General features: G+C 65.7%; 15 protein-coding genes. 7 read left to right on the top strand and 8 right to left on the bottom strand.

Annotated features, from left to right (window positions below; all coding sequences use genetic code 11):
- From C493_RS10000 to C493_RS09970, 7 genes are all read right to left on the bottom strand, one after another.
- Window positions 1-347, bottom strand: a 347-nt coding sequence (locus C493_RS10000) for an amino acid kinase family protein (protein ID WP_007259306.1), incomplete at its 3' end; no start/stop codon positions are given.
- Window positions 348-1424: an N-acetyl-gamma-glutamyl-phosphate reductase gene (gene argC / locus C493_RS09995; protein WP_007259305.1), complete on the bottom strand. Its 1077-nt coding sequence runs from the start codon at window positions 1422-1424 to the stop codon at window positions 348-350. It abuts the gene before it with no gap.
- Complete coding sequence (gene lysX, locus C493_RS09990) at window positions 1424-2302, bottom strand: lysine biosynthesis protein LysX (RefSeq protein ID WP_193787901.1); 879 nt, start codon at window positions 2300-2302, stop codon at window positions 1424-1426. Before lysX ends, argC begins: the two co-directional genes overlap by 1 nt.
- Before the next feature lie 58 nt (window positions 2303-2360).
- Window positions 2361-2525 carry a lysine biosynthesis protein LysW gene (gene lysW, locus C493_RS09985; RefSeq protein WP_005554620.1) on the bottom strand — a complete coding sequence of 55 codons (165 nt, stop codon included), beginning with the start codon at window positions 2523-2525 and terminating at the stop codon, window positions 2361-2363.
- A gap of 268 nt (window positions 2526-2793) precedes the next feature.
- Entirely contained in the window at window positions 2794-4308 is a 1515-nt protein-coding gene (argH, locus tag C493_RS09980; RefSeq protein ID WP_007259303.1) for an argininosuccinate lyase, read from the bottom strand.
- A 2-nt stretch (window positions 4309-4310) separates the two neighbouring features.
- Window positions 4311-5597 carry an argininosuccinate synthase gene (locus C493_RS09975; protein WP_049889279.1) on the bottom strand — a complete coding sequence of 429 codons (1287 nt, stop codon included), beginning with the start codon at window positions 5595-5597 and terminating at the stop codon, window positions 4311-4313.
- A gap of 308 nt (window positions 5598-5905) precedes the next feature.
- Window positions 5906-7024, bottom strand: a complete 1119-nt coding sequence (locus tag C493_RS09970; RefSeq protein WP_007259301.1) for a helix-turn-helix transcriptional regulator — start codon at window positions 7022-7024, stop codon at window positions 5906-5908.
- Window positions 7025-7110: 86 nt separating this feature from the next.
- Here C493_RS09970 and C493_RS09965 point away from each other — a divergent pair, with 86 nt between their 5' ends.
- From C493_RS09965 to C493_RS09955, 3 genes are all read left to right on the top strand, one after another.
- Window positions 7111-7296: a DUF7554 family protein gene (locus C493_RS09965; RefSeq protein ID WP_007259300.1), complete on the top strand. Its 186-nt coding sequence runs from the start codon at window positions 7111-7113 to the stop codon at window positions 7294-7296.
- Window positions 7297-7344: 48 nt separating this feature from the next.
- Window positions 7345-7845, top strand: coding sequence for a 2'-5' RNA ligase family protein (locus C493_RS09960; RefSeq protein WP_007259299.1), 501 nt, complete (start codon window positions 7345-7347; stop codon window positions 7843-7845).
- 131 nt (window positions 7846-7976) lie between these two features.
- Window positions 7977-8342: a hypothetical protein gene (locus C493_RS09955; RefSeq protein WP_007259298.1), complete on the top strand. Its 366-nt coding sequence runs from the start codon at window positions 7977-7979 to the stop codon at window positions 8340-8342.
- A gap of 27 nt (window positions 8343-8369) precedes the next feature.
- On the opposite strand, the gene C493_RS09950 is transcribed toward C493_RS09955, so the two are convergent.
- Window positions 8370-10520, bottom strand: coding sequence for an ATP-dependent DNA helicase (locus C493_RS09950; RefSeq protein WP_049889280.1), 2151 nt, complete (start codon window positions 10518-10520; stop codon window positions 8370-8372).
- A gap of 203 nt (window positions 10521-10723) precedes the next feature.
- Here C493_RS09950 and C493_RS09945 point away from each other — a divergent pair, with 203 nt between their 5' ends.
- From C493_RS09945 to C493_RS09930, 4 genes are all read left to right on the top strand, one after another.
- The gene (locus C493_RS09945; RefSeq protein WP_007259296.1) at window positions 10724-11143 is read left to right on the top strand and encodes a hypothetical protein; all 420 of its coding nucleotides are present in this window, start codon (window positions 10724-10726) and stop codon (window positions 11141-11143) included.
- 126 nt (window positions 11144-11269) lie between these two features.
- Complete coding sequence (locus tag C493_RS09940; RefSeq protein ID WP_007259295.1) at window positions 11270-11800, top strand: metallophosphoesterase; 531 nt, start codon at window positions 11270-11272, stop codon at window positions 11798-11800.
- Between the two features lie 261 nt (window positions 11801-12061).
- Window positions 12062-12265 (top strand): hypothetical protein, encoded by a 204-nt coding sequence (locus C493_RS09935; RefSeq protein WP_007259294.1) that lies wholly within the window; start codon window positions 12062-12064, stop codon window positions 12263-12265.
- A 96-nt stretch (window positions 12266-12361) separates the two neighbouring features.
- A complete protein-coding gene (locus tag C493_RS09930; RefSeq protein WP_007259293.1) occupies window positions 12362-13216 on the top strand; it encodes a hypothetical protein in 855 nt (284 codons plus the stop codon).
- Window positions 13217-13475: the final 259 nt, after the last annotated feature.

Below are 13475 nucleotides of genomic sequence, written 5' to 3'. Positions count from 1 at the left end.
ATGTGTATAAGAGACAGCTCGAGCAGTTTGCCGTCCGTACCCGAGAGGCCGACGGCGTCGACGCCCGCGTTTTGCAGGCTCTCGACCAGGTCGGTGTTGAGCTTGCCCGGCATGACCATCTTGAAGACGTCCATCGTCTCCTCGTCGGTAAAGCGGCCGACGACGCCGCCGGGGGTCTCGACGTAGGTTGGTTCCTGCCCGAGGTCCGCTAAGGTCTCGTCGACGGCGGTCGAGCCGCCGTGGGTCAACACGACGTCTTCGCCGTCTTCGACGAGGCTCGCGACGTCGGCGAGCGCGCCTTCGGGGTCGACGGCGCGTGCGCCGCCGATTTTGACGACGACGGTCATTTACGGTGCCCCCACGGGGTGGAGTCCCGCGAACTCGAGTCCGGCGGTCTCCTCGAAGCCGAGCGCGATGTTGGCCGCGTGGACGGCCTGTCCCGCCGATCCCTTCATCATGTTGTCGATCGCCGAGAAGACGACGATGCGCTTGTTCGCCGGATCGAGTTCGAAGCCGACCTCGCCGACGTTCGTGCCGGCGACGGACTTCGGCTCGGGGTAGCGGTAGACGCCGGAGCCGCCGGCGGCCATCCGGACGAACGGTTCGTCCTCGTAGCAGCCCCGATAGGCCTGCCAGAGGTCGCCCTTCGAGACGGGTCCCGAGGGGAAGACGTGGCTCGTCGCGCTGGCGCCGCGGATCATATCCACGGCGTGGCAGGTAAACGACACGGAGGTGCCGAGGAACTGCTCGATCTCGGCCTCGTGGCGGTGGCCCGTCGGCGCGTACGGACGGACGACGCCCGACCGTTCGGGGTGGCTCGAGGCCTCGCCGCCGCCGGCGCCACCTTCCGAGGAGCCGACCTTGACGTCGACGACGACCTGTTCGCCGCCCTCGAGAATGTCGTGCTCGAACAGCGGGTACAGGCCGAGAATGGTTGCGGTGGCGTTACAGCCGCCGCCGGCGATCAGTTCGGCGCCCTCGAGGTTCTCGCGGTTGATCTCGGGAAGCGCGTACTCGGCCTTCTCGAGGTATTCGGGCGCGTCGTGGCCGTCGTACCACTCGTCGTACTGCGCTTCGGTGTTCAGCCGGAAGTCAGCCGAGAGGTCGACGACGGTGTCTGCGACCTCGAAGAACTCGTCGACCTGTCCCATGGAGACGCCGTGTGGCGTCGCCGCGAACAGGATGTCGACGCTCTCGAGGTCGTCGGGTTCGGTAAAACGAAGGTCCGCGCCGCGAAGCGGCGGGTGGACGGAGCCGACGCTCTTGCCGGCTTTCGACCGACTCGTCACTTCGGCGATCTCGACGTTCGGGTGGCCCGCGAGCAGGCGAAGCAGTTCGCCGCCCGTAAAGCCCGAGCCGCCGATGACCGTCGCGGTGACGGTCTCGGCGTTCTCGTCGGCGCCGGCTTCGGTGCCGACCGCCATCAGGCGGTCACCTCGAGCTCGTCGTCGGCCGCTGCAGCGGCCGTTTGCTCGAGCCAGTCGACGACGGTGCTGGCGACGTCGGTCTCGACGGCGCCGTCTAGGGCCTTGAACTCGACCGTGTGGTTGACCTCGTGGACCGTGTATCCGTCTTCGGTCTCCATCAGGTCGATTCCCAGTAGGCCGCCGCCGACGGCGTCGCTGGCCTTTTTGACGAGTTCTTTCGCCTCGTCGTCGGGCTCGAAGACGTCCGTCTCGGCGCCCTTCGCGGCGTTCGTGATCCAGTGGTCCGACGAGCGGACCATCGCCGCGACGGGCTCGCCGTCGGTCGCGACGACGCGGATGTCTCGTCCCGGCTTCTCGACGAACTCCTGGACGTAGAAGACCTTGTGCTCGTAGTGGCCGAGCGTCGCCTTGTGCTCTAAGATCGCCTCGGCCGCGTCGGAGGAGTCGATCTTGGCCATCAGCCGGCCCCAGGAACCGACGACCGGCTTGAGGACACACGGGTAGCCGAACTCCTCGATGGCCTCCATGGCGGTCTCTTTGGTGAAGGCGACCTTCGTCGCGGGCGTGGGGACGCCCGCCTGCTCGAGCGCGAGGCTGTTCTTGACCTTGTCCGCGCAGATGTCGGCGGTCTCGTGGCTGTTGACCACGGGGATGCCGTAGGCCTCGAAGAACTGCGTGGCGTACAGGCTCCGGCTCGTGGCGAGACAGCGGTCGACGACGATGTCGAGGTCCCGAAACTCCTCGGGCGCCTCGCTGATGTCGAAGGTCTGCTTGCGGACGTCGATCTTCGCGACCTCGTGGTCGCGCTCGCGAAGCTCGTTCAACAGGAGCTTCTCGTCTTTGCGAATCCGGGAGTAGAGTATTCCTACGTTCACGCGAACCACCCTGTCTGTGGGTGTGCTGGGTGTGGTGTCGTGTCGGCCGTCTGCAAGGTCACTCACCCCAGTCCTCTTCGAGCTCGGGGGCTCGCTCGAGGACTGGTGGCTCGGTGTCGACGACTTCCAGCTCTGCTCCGCAGGTCGTACAGTCAACGATCTCTCCCACTTCCAGATCGTCGTGCAGGGACACTTCCGCCCCACACTCGACGCATTCGGTCATTGTGGTTCCAACTGGGTGCCGGGATCCCTTAAACCCTTCGAACTTAACAGCAAAATTATACTATCTGCACTGTCCGCTAATGGACCACTGGCGCCGTCATACCGCGAATTCAGTTTGACATATCATTTGTTAGGTATCTCGTCCCCGGGGGGACGGTCGCCGCCGAAGCGACGTCTCCGGCCGGTCGTGGGGACGCCGTTCGCCCATGCCCGGTGGGAAACGAGACGGGCGTATGGCCCCCCGTTCCGAAGACACGCAGCAGGAGCCATCACACATAGTCGTTCACCTCCTCGCGGAGCGCGTCGTGGGCCGCCTCGAGGGACTCGCTCGTCGATTCGAGCGTCTCGCGGTCGGCCGACAGCGCCTCGCGGGCGCCCTCGAGTTGTTCGGCGACGGCTTCCGGTGCGGGACCACCGTGCGAGTCGCGGCTCGCGACGCTTTCGACGGGATCCAGGGCGTCCTCGACTGCCCCAGGATCGGCGAGCGACTCGAGCGGTTCGCCGAGTACGTCCCGGGCGGCGTCCTCGAGCGCGTCGTAGCCGCCCCCGTTTTCGGCGGCGTGGGCGACCAGTTCGTGTGCGGTCCGGAACGGCAGGCCGTTCGCGGCCAGCAAGTCGGCGACGCCGGTCGCCGTCGAGAAACCCGCGCCGGCCTCCGCAGCGAGTTCGTCCTCGTTCCAGTCGGCCGTCGCGACCGCGCCGGCGGCGACTTCGCTCGCCTCCGTCACCGCGTCGACGGTCTCCCAGGCGTGGGTCGTCGCCCGCTGGAGGTCGCGGTTGTACGCGCGTGGCAGCCCCTTCAACGTCGTCGTCAGTCCCTGCGTGGCGCCCGCGGCGTCGCCCGCGACCGCGCGGACGAGTTCGAGCGTGTCCGGGTTCTTTTTCTGGGGCATGATCGACGACGTCGAGGAGTAGTCGTCGGCGAGGTCGACGAAACCGCGGTTCGCGAAGATGATGACATCCTCCGCGAGCCCCGACAGCGTCGTCGCGTGCGTCGACAGCGCCTGCACCGTCTCGAGCAGAAAGTCCCGGCTCGAGGAGGCGTCCATCGAGTTCTCGACAAGTTTGTCGAAGCCGAGCAGCTCCGCCGTCCGCTCGCGGTCAATATCGAACGTCGTCCCCGCGAACGCGGCGCCGCCAAGCGGCGACTCGTTGATCCGTCCGTAGGCCTCGAGCAGCCGCTTCGTATCGCGGCGGACGGCGCCCTCGTAGGCGGCCGCCCAGTGAGCGACGGTCGTCGGCTGGGCGGGCTGGAGGTGCGTGTAGCCGGGCATGATCGTCTCCGTGTGTGCCTCGGCAACCTCGAGCAGCGCCTCGCGCAGTGCGAGCGTCGTCTCGACGGCCTCGAGGACGTCCTCGCGAAGGCGATAGCGGATGCAGGCCGCGACCTCGTCGTTGCGCGAGCGCGCGGTGTGCATCTTGCCGCCCTCGGCGCCGATGCGCTCGATGACGGCCGTCTCGATCGCTTCGTGGACGTCCTCACCGTCGGGCAGGGAGCCGTGCCCGTCGACTTCGATGGCGTCGAGGGCGGTCAGAATCTGCCCGGCCACGTCGTCCTCGACGATTCCCTGCTCGGCGAGCATGACGACGTGTGCGCGGTCGACCTCGATATCGGCCTCGAAGATCCGTTCGTCGGCCGCAAGCGAGGAGAGGAAGCTCCGGGCGGGGCCGCCGCTGAATCGATCCCGCCGCACGACGCTCTCGTCGCCGCCGTCGGCACGAATCGCTGCGGTCGATCGCGGTTCGCCGGGCCGCTCGCCGCCGTGAGCGCTCTCCTCGGTCATCGTTATTCGTCCTCTTCGGTACCGACGTCGGAGCCGTCCGACGCGGATTCGGTCGTTTCGGTCGCGTCACCGCTCCCGTCGGTCGCGAGTTCGACTTCCTCGTCGTCGGCGTTCGCCGCGATGGCCTCGTTGGCGAGGCGGCGCTGGAAGCCGTGGTACTTCGCGACGCCGGTGGCGTCTTCCTGTTTGATCTTCCCGACGGTCTCCGTGTCGAAGGAGGCGTGCTCGGCCGAGTAGGCCGCGTAGTCGCTGTCGCGAGCGACCGCGCGGGCCTGCCCGCCCTCGAAACGGATCGTGACGGTGCCGGTGACGCGCTTTTGCGTCTCGGCGATGAAGCCCTCGAGCGCGCCGACCAGCGGCGCGTCGACGAGGCCCTCGTAGCCCTTCTTCGACCAGCGCTGGTCGATGAGCTGCTTGAACTCGCGTTCCTCCTGGGTGAGGACGAGCCCCTCGAGCGCCACGTGGGCGTTGAGTAGCGTCGTCGCGGCGGGGTGTTCGTAGTTCTCGCGGACCTTCAGCCCGAGCATGCGGTCTTCCATCGAGTCGGTGCGACCGACGCCGTAGGCCCCGGCCACGCCGTTTAGGTGCTCGATGAGCTCGACGGGCTCGTACTCGACGCCGTCGACGGCGACGGGGTAGCCCTGCTCGAAGGAGATCTCGATCTCCTGGGTGTCGCCCGTCGGGGCCTGGGTCCAGGCGTAGATGTCCTCCGGCGGGACGTAGCTCGGATCCTCCAGGTCGTCGCCCTCGACGGAGCGACTCCAGAGGTTGGTGTCGATCGACCAGTCGCCGCCGCTGCCGCCCTCGACGGGCAGGTCCTTCTCCGCGGCGTACTCCTGTTCCCACTCGCGCGTGAGACCGAGCTCGCGCACGGGGGCGATCACTTCGAGATCCGAGTCGCGCCAGACGGCCTCGAAGCGCAGCTGGTCGTTGCCCTTGCCCGTACAGCCGTGGGCGATCCCTTCACAGCCCTGTTCCTCGGCGACCTCGAGGATCGCCTCGGCGATGACGGGTCGAGCGAGGGCCGTCCCGAGCGGGTAGCCCTGGTACGTCGCGTTCGCGCGAACGCTGTCCAGACAGAGCTCGGCGAACTCGTCTTTGGCGTCGACGACGTAGTGCTCGAGATCGAGTGCGTCGGCGGTCTCTTCGGCTTCCTCGAACTCGGATTCAGGCTGGCCGACGTCGACGGTCACACCGATGACGTCGTCGTATCCGTACTCTTCTTCGAGCAGCGGGACACAGACAGTCGTGTCCAGGCCGCCCGAAAACGCAAGTGCCACGCGGGTCATGTCGTATGCGAGGAAAACGTGAGGACGGACTTAAGCACGTTGGTTTCGATTCCGTAAATTATCGGTAGAGCGCCTGCTAACCGAAAATTCTGCGGTTGCTGGGTCGTTGAAACGAATCGGGTCGAGGGGGAAAGATAGTAGGCGGGCTCAACGGCCCCGCCGTCGTCGTCGCCGCGGACAAACAGTCCCGTCGGTGGCGGTCGAAACGCCTCCGGTACCGACGGTGTAACTCATTGGTGACTCTATGCCAACCCTCGGTATTAAATCCTGCTGTCTCGGCGTCGCCGGAGCAGCCGACGCCCGCAACGCTACTCCTCGGTCGTTTCGTCCTCGTCGTCCGGCAGCGCCAACACGTTCTCGCGGCCGATACGGAACACTTCCACGTCGTCGTCCTCCCGGAGTCCGCTGACGACCTGACTGGTCTTGGCCTCGGTCCAGTCCAGTTCGGAGACGACCTCCTGTTGTTTGATCCGGCCGCCGTGGTCCTCGAGCAGGCGGAGGACGCGCTCCTCGTTGCTGAGCAGTTCCGGCGGCGGCCGTTCGCCGTCCCCTCCGTTGGGTTCGTCGTCGACCGGAGCCGGCCCCTGTCGCGAGACCGGATCCGGAGCGGAGGGTCCTCCGCGTCGCTTCCGAACCCACCAGCCCGCGACGGCAGCCGCCGCGAGCATTCCGAGTGCGGCCAGGACGATGAGCCAGGCCATCGACGGGGCGCTCTCCTCGTCTGACTCGGTCGGTTCGGCCGGCTCGTCGCGCTCTTCGCTCATCAGCACCGTCGGCGGATTCGACGAGAACGGGTCGCCCTCACTGACCCAGTGGGCCGAGTCTCCGTCCTGGTTCTCCGGGGAGGGACTAACCTCGTCGATCACGTATCCGTCGGGTGCGAACAGCTGGAACGACGTATCGCGCGGAAGCGAAAAGCCCGCGAGCGATTCGTCGACCTCGAGCTGGTTCAGTTGCGGATAGGCGAACGAGTGCCACTCGAAGGTTACCTCGACGTGTCCCATCTCTCGCGGCGCGTGTGACTCGTCCGTCTCGATCGAGAGATCCGTGATCTCCATCTCCTCCCGTTCGGTTGCGTTCACGCCCTCCTCGAGGACGTCGTTCCAGCGGGCTTGCTCGGCGTCGACGTAGCTATCGGTGTTGTCCTCAACGTCGTCGCGGAGCGTCGTCCACTCCTCGTCGCTGTTGTTTTCGAACCGATAGTCGACGACGAACGTCGCGGAGCCGTTTTCGTGAACGAAGGCGTCGATCTCGATGCTGTCCGCGTCGTCGAGGCTGTCCACGTCATCTTCGCCGTCGTCCTGGAGCGCTGCGGCGCTAGCGCTCCCGTCGGCGGCTACACCGGCTACACCGACTGAAACCACGGCGAGCAGACACCCGATACCCACGAGCACCAGTAACAGGGCCCGACGCCCCTTCGCGTCCATTATACACACTTGTCGTAGCCGCCCCAATAGGTCTTTCCGACTCGCACAACGGTGTATTTTTCACACAGTCACGCAAACGTGACGGTATGAACGATACGCGCGGCGCACTCGAGGTCGAAATGCTCCTGAAGATCGTCCTCGGTCTGGTCGCGGTTCTCCTCGTCATCGAGGTCCTCAGCGCGCTGATCGGAGGACTCCTCTCGCTCCTCCGGCCGCTGCTCATGGTGGCGATTCTCGCTATCATCGTCCTGTGGCTGCTCGATCGCCTGTAGGCCGGCGAACGTCACACTGATACGTCGCTCGACCCTACCGTCGAGGACGTGTATAGCGTCAACGTTCCGGTCCCCGGCCGCGTCCGGACGCTCGCCAACGAGCTCTACCCCGAACTCGTCGGCTTCGATAGCGTCCGCGAGGACCACTCCTGTCTCTTAAAACGCCTCGGCGACGCCGACCACGTCGCCCAGTTACAACACCGCGCCCACCGCGCCCTCGAGGGCGCGCCCGCGGTCGAAGCACGAATCACGGGTATCGACTACTTCGAAGCGCCGCCGCTCGGCTCGGCGCCCGTCGTCTACCTCGCCGTCGAAAGCCCCGGCCTCGAGTCGCTCCACGCCGATCTCACCGACTCCTTCGAAACCGTCGAGGGCCTCGAGGGAGCGGACTACGTCCCCCACGTAACGCTGGCCCGGGGCGGCGACGTCGACGCCGCGAAGCGACTCGCCGAGCGCGACATCGAACCGATTCGGTGGACGGTCAGCGAACTCGAGTTCTGGGACGGCACGTACAAACTGCCGGTGAGTCGCGTTTCGCTGCCCGCCTGAGGGCGGCCCGTAATCCGAGTCGACCGTCGACGGCCGTCCCGTGGCCCGAGTCAGCACGCTACGACTCGCCGCGCGTATCGAACGCTGAGTTCGTCGGCAGCTATTACTCGCCGCCCTCGAGACCTCGGTGCATGTACCGCCGCGCATTTCTCGGGACTTCGGCAGTGGTGTTTCTCGCCGGCTGTAGCGAGGTAACCGCCCTTCTCGACGACACGTACGTCGACGAGCGGCTGGAGAACGATTCGATCGATTTCAGCGCCGACGACGGCGACGAACTGACGATCAGCCTCGACTCGATTTCGGTCGACGAGGACGACGACGTGGACGTCCAGTCCGATTCGATCAGCTTCCGCCTCGATCACGCCGAGAACGGGCCCATCGAAACCCGATCGGTGTCGGAGCCGGAGACGTTCGACGTGACGATCGAGGAAGATGGCACGTATCTCGTGATCGTCTCGAGCGGCGCCGCGGACGTGACGGTCGAACCCGTCGAGTAAGACAGCGGCGCCGCGGACGTAACGCTCTCACGGCGCCGGCGCGTCTCCGTCGTAGGCGTCGTGATCGCCGTAGAAGTTGAGCATCGCGAATTTGAGTTTCTCGGGGTCGATGTCGATCAGTTCCTCGCGTTCCTCGTGTGGGAACGTGCCGTTGACGCTGTAGCGCCCGAGGTCGGATTTTGCGGACCGCGAGTACCGACGGTCCAGCAGCGCGCGGACCCCCACGTCTTCGGGCGACCGAATCACGCGACCGAGCGCCTGTCTGGTCTTTCGCACCGTCGGAATCTCGACGGCGTAGCGCCAGCCCGTCTCGGTCCCTTCGAAGGCCGCGTCGTAGGCCTCCTGGACCGCTTCGGCACGATCGTCGAGGTGCGGATAGGGGACGCCGACGACGAGGACGGTGGTGGCGTCGTCGCCGTCGAAACTCACGCCCTCGGCGAGGGTGCCCCACAGCGACGTACAGAGGACAGCGTCGTCGTCCGCGACGAACCGCTTGCGGAGGTCCTCGACCGATTCGCCGGGCTCGTCGAGGTAGACCGTCTTCTCCGTCCGTCGCTCGAGTCGGTCGGCGTAGCGCTCGGCCTCGCCGTAGTTGGGGAAGAACGCGAGCGTGTTGCCGGGAGTCATTCGAACGGCGTCGTGAATCGTGTCGGTGACCGTCTCCTGTACCGCGGGGTCGTCCCGATCCGAAGAAAAGAGCGGCGGCGTCTCGACGGCGTACGTTCGCCGCCGATCCTCGGGGAACTGGAGCCCGTAGCCCATCGTGATGGTGTTCTCGAGGCCGAGGACGTCCTCGGTGACGTCGAAGGGCTGGAGGGTCGCGCTCATCAGGACGGTCGCGTACACCTCCTCGAAGAGCTGTCCCGTGACGTTCCGCGGGAGGCAGGTGTAGAGCTCCGCGCGCCCGTAGATTTCGTCGGTGCCGGCGTCGCGGGTGACGGAGACGACGGGGTACAGCCCCTCTTTGCTGCCCTCGTTCATCCACGCGCTGACGAAGGCGGCGGCCTGGAGGGTCTGACACTCCGTTCGGGTCGCGGTCTCGCCCTCGCGGTAAGCCTCCTCGTACTCCTCGTCGAGCTCCTGGCCCAGCTTCATCGCGGCCTCTAAGTCGTCCTCGATCCCCCGGCCCGAGTAACGCTGGAGGAACTCGAGCGTGAGGTCGTCGCGCCGATTTTCGTTGGCGATAGAGACGTCCTCCCAGTTCTCGCCGATTCCCTCCCGGTCCCCGAATCCAAACGTGTCCTCGTAGGTCTCGACGAGCGCCCGGTGGAACGCCGAGAGGACGTTCGCGGCGTCCTCGGCCCGCGGATCGTCCGTCTCGGCCAGTTCGTCTAACGCCGAATCGAACGTTCGTTCGGAACAGGTCCGGGTGGCGTGCTCGCGGGCGGCGTCCTCGACGTTGTGGGCCTCGTCGAAGACGGCGATGACGTCCTCCGGGTCGCGACCGAGCCATCGGAAGAACTGCTCGCGGATCATCGAATCCAGCAGGTGGTGGTAGTTACAGACGACCAGATCGACGCCCTCGATGCCTTCCTTCAGCAGTTCGTAGCCACAGAACTCCTGGGCCTCGGCGTACTCGTAGATCTCGTCGGGCGTCCGGACGTCGTCAAACAGCCACGCGAAGAAGTCGTCCGTGTCGTCGGTCAGGTTGTTCCGGTAGTACTCGCAGACGTTTTGCTCCGCTAAGTCCTCGAGGCGGTCCTCGATCGACTCGAGTTCGTCCATGACGGCCGAACGAGCGTCCGCGGCGCCGCCGTCGCCGTCCTGGCTCTGCTCCAGAAGTTCGCGCTGGCGGCGCTCGAGTTGGCGCTTGTCTCGTTCGGTGTCGACGACGGCCCGCGTATTGTCCCGGAGTGCCTGACACTCCTCGTAGCCGACGTCGATGTGACACATCGATCCCTTTCCTTTGAAGACCACCGCGCGGATGTCCTCTTCGCGGGTGATCGCCCGGGCCTCGGCGACGAACTGGCGCATCTGCTGGTGGACGTTGGTCGTGATGACGACCGTCTTCCCCTGTTCGCGGGCCACCTCGAGGGCGGGGGCGAGCGACGAGAGGGTCTTCCCGGTCCCGCAGGCGCCCTCGAAGAGAACGTCCTGACCGCGAGTGAGCGCGTTGTGGATGCGATCCATCGCCTCGCGCTGATTCTCGTACGGCTGGTCGTACGGGAAAAAGCGCATGTACCCGGCTGTCTCGGACACGGTAATGACGTGGTTCCCCATCCGATAAAAGGGTTCGTCTCACCGCGGCGGTTTCCGGCCCGGGCGGATCCTGCCCGATCCGCTCGAGCGGATCAAACCGATATCCAGACCACTGTGATCGATTCCCGCGGCCGGCTATCGCGCGCTACACCGACAACCCGCTCCGGACCGACCCATCGAACATGGCCATCCCTGGGTACGATTCGAGCACCGTCGACGAGTTCACACTCGAGCACGTTGGCGCCCGCGTCGACGTCGTCGCCGGCGTCGTCCCCGAACGCTTCGGACTCCGCAAGAGCGACCGCGACCCACCAGTCGACGCCCTCGCCGATCCCGTCGACGTCGTCGCTCTCGAGGACGTAAAGGCCGTCGAGGCGATGCAGATCGCACTCGTCTACGATCCCTCGCAACTCCCGCCGGGTGCGAGCCCGACCGACGTCGCGGTCGCCGCCAGAACCGACGACGGCTGGGAGCCCCTCGAGTCGACCGTCGATCTCGAGGAGACGACGGTGACGGCGACGCTGAACGATCTGCCGCCGGGATCGACGGTCGTTGCGGGCTACGACGACAGCGACGACGGCAACGGCGACGAGGTGGTCTGATCCTCGGCTCTTCGGTCCGACGGAATCGACCGCTTGCCGTGAGCGTTCGCAATCCCTGCGATCGAGCGTTCCGATCCGTGAGGCCGTGACGAAAGGAACGTCATCCCGCAGCCCGTAGCCGCCGCTATGATCGTCATCTTCTCGGATACGCACAGCGCGAGTGGCCACGAACTCGAGGGCGCGGCGCTGGAGGCAGCCCGCGAGGCCGACACGGTGATCCACGCCGGTGACTTTACGAGTACGGCGGCGCTCGAGGCCTTCCAGCGCGAGTGCGACGTTCTCCACGCCGTCCACGGCAACGCCGACAGCGCCGCGGTTCGGGACCGTTTGCCGACGGCTCGCGTCGTCGAGGCCGGGGGCGTCCGCCTCGCCGTGACCCACCGGCGCGACGGCGGACAGACTGGACTGGCGATGTTCGGCCGCTCTCGTGGCGCCGACGTCGTCGTCTCCGGACACACCCACCGCCCGACCGCGATCGAGACCGCGGACGTCCTCCTATTGAACCCCGGGAGCCACGCCGACCCACGCGGGAACCGGCCGGGGTTCGCCGTCCTCGAGGAGCGAGCGAACGGGGACGGTCTCGAGGGCGAGATTCGGACGCCGACCGGGACCGTCCTCGAGTCGTTCGAACTCGGCGAATCAGTCGGTGAACGATGACACACGGGTTCTGACGGCGACCGAACGCCACTGACGGTCTCGATCTCGTCACTCGTCGTCTCGAGCGACCGACGACCCGGTACCCGAATCGTCGGTCTCGTCGCCGAGGCGTCGTTTCAACAGGTAACTGACGCCGCCGAGGCTCGCGAGCGAGCCGACGATGACCTCGAGGCAGTTGACGAGTCACTCCAAAACAGGCGATACAGAGACTGTATTTCGAAGCGGTATGCTTTTCAATCGATAATTTACATTTCTGAATAAATGAATGTTCTCAGTACCGAGGCGATGACGACGTTCGGTAGTTACGCCGTCGCGGTCGGTGTCCTCGTCGGCGTGCTGTATGCACTTTCGCGATTACTGGCTGAGAAGGTTCGTCGCGAAGCGTGGTCGGCGTCACCGAAGCGAATCGTCGCCATTACCGGTCGTCTCGTGCTTGCGTTTCTTGCAGTGGGTGCTGGCTACTGACTCTATCTCCAGTTTCCCGCGTTCGAACCGTTCGTAACTGGCCTCGAGTCGGATCGCCTTGCAACGCTGGGCGCCGCTGTCGAACACGCGATTGGAATGGGTATTCCCGCCCTGGCCGGCCTCTATGCCGTTCAACGCGCACTCAAGCCGACGGTCGACGAGCTCTGCGAGTGGGAGCACACGGTTCGTCCACGGGACCGGCGACGCAAGTGGGTCGCGATCACTATTCTCGTCGTCGGACCGGTCCCGTCGTTCGTACTCATCAGTTCGGATCTGGTCCCGATCGACCCGGTCTCGAGGTTTCCGATCGTCCTCGTGTTGGCCGCGTTCGCCAGTCTGTTGTGTCTCCCCTTTATCGGACACCCAACCGTCGGCAGCCGCGATCCGACACCGGCGGAACGCCGGCGCCTCGAGCGCTGCTACGAGCGATTCGACCGATCCCCCGGAACGCTCGTAATCTTCGACCGTGCACTGCGAGACGTCGCGGTCTTCGACGCCGGTCGCGGCTCCTCGCGATGGGCCTGGGTGAGCGAGTCGGTCCTCGAGTCGGCCACTGACGATGAACTGGCGATCCTGCTCGCGCAGGCCAACGAACGGAGCCGACGACACCAGTGGGGGTTCGCGATCGCCGAATTCGTTCTGCTGGTGTCGGGGATAACACTGTTTTTCAACGCGTTCGTTTTCCTCGAACTCAGCGGTTTTTCAGCACAAAACGTCGCCATAGCAGGACTCTCTGCTCTCGGCATCGCCGGGTCGGTCGGATCGGCCCGCGCCGCCCGTCGGTGTAGTTATCTCGCCGACGCGTTCGCCAGTCGCCAGTTCGGCGCCGAGACGGTTCGGCGAACGTATCTCGAGTACGGAAACTCGATCGCCTATCTCGAGCACGACGGCGGCGACGGATTCCTCACGCGCCTGATGAAGGGTGAACCGTCGCCTGATACAGACCGATAGCGCATACCTCCGTCTTCAGGCGGAGGTCAAGCGGTAGGCCCGGCTCGACATCTGCCATCGATGGCCAAACTGGATTTCCATCGTAACCGTTTTGGTGTGGCCCTGCATAACATGGAGTGCTACGAATACCGTGAGATGCCGTCCCCGAACCACAAGAGGTGGCGAACCAGCGGTGGTTCGCACGGCGATGACATGGTATTCGACGGGGCCTGTTTGACCGGGCCACAGCCCTATACAGGGGAGGAAACGAGAGTTCCTC

It is taken from the genome of Natronolimnohabitans innermongolicus JCM 12255 (assembly GCF_000337215.1).
Taxonomy (GTDB): Archaea; Halobacteriota; Halobacteria; order Halobacteriales; family Natrialbaceae; genus Natronolimnohabitans; species Natronolimnohabitans innermongolicus.
The sequence above is the reverse complement of the archived record's forward strand: the minus strand, read 5'-3'. Positions and strand labels throughout refer to the sequence as shown.

Bases quoted from the DNA above. Each gene is read 5' to 3' on its own strand.
- lysW (WP_005554620.1), bottom strand. From the start codon at position 2,525: ATGACCGAATGCGTCGAGTGTGGGGCGGAAGTGTCCCTGCACGACGAT.
- argH (WP_007259303.1), bottom strand. From the start codon at position 4,308: ATGACCGAGGAGAGCGCTCACGGCGGCGAGCGGCCCGGCGAACCGCGA.
- C493_RS09955 (WP_007259298.1), top strand. From the start codon at position 7,977: ATGTACCGCCGCGCATTTCTCGGGACTTCGGCAGTGGTGTTTCTCGCC.
- C493_RS09945 (WP_007259296.1), top strand. From the start codon at position 10,724: ATGGCCATCCCTGGGTACGATTCGAGCACCGTCGACGAGTTCACACTC.
- C493_RS09950 (WP_049889280.1), bottom strand. From the start codon at position 10,520: ATGCGCTTTTTCCCGTACGACCAGCCGTACGAGAATCAGCGCGAGGCG.
- C493_RS09975 (WP_049889279.1), bottom strand. From the start codon at position 5,597: ATGACCCGCGTGGCACTTGCGTTTTCGGGCGGCCTGGACACGACTGTC.
- C493_RS09970 (WP_007259301.1), bottom strand. From the start codon at position 7,024: ATGGACGCGAAGGGGCGTCGGGCCCTGTTACTGGTGCTCGTGGGTATC.
- C493_RS09935 (WP_007259294.1), top strand. From the start codon at position 12,062: ATGAATGTTCTCAGTACCGAGGCGATGACGACGTTCGGTAGTTACGCC.
- C493_RS09965 (WP_007259300.1), top strand. From the start codon at position 7,111: ATGAACGATACGCGCGGCGCACTCGAGGTCGAAATGCTCCTGAAGATC.
- C493_RS09930 (WP_007259293.1), top strand. From the start codon at position 12,362: ATGGGTATTCCCGCCCTGGCCGGCCTCTATGCCGTTCAACGCGCACTC.
- argC (WP_007259305.1), bottom strand. From the start codon at position 1,424: ATGGCGGTCGGCACCGAAGCCGGCGCCGACGAGAACGCCGAGACCGTC.
- C493_RS09940 (WP_007259295.1), top strand. From the start codon at position 11,270: ATGATCGTCATCTTCTCGGATACGCACAGCGCGAGTGGCCACGAACTC.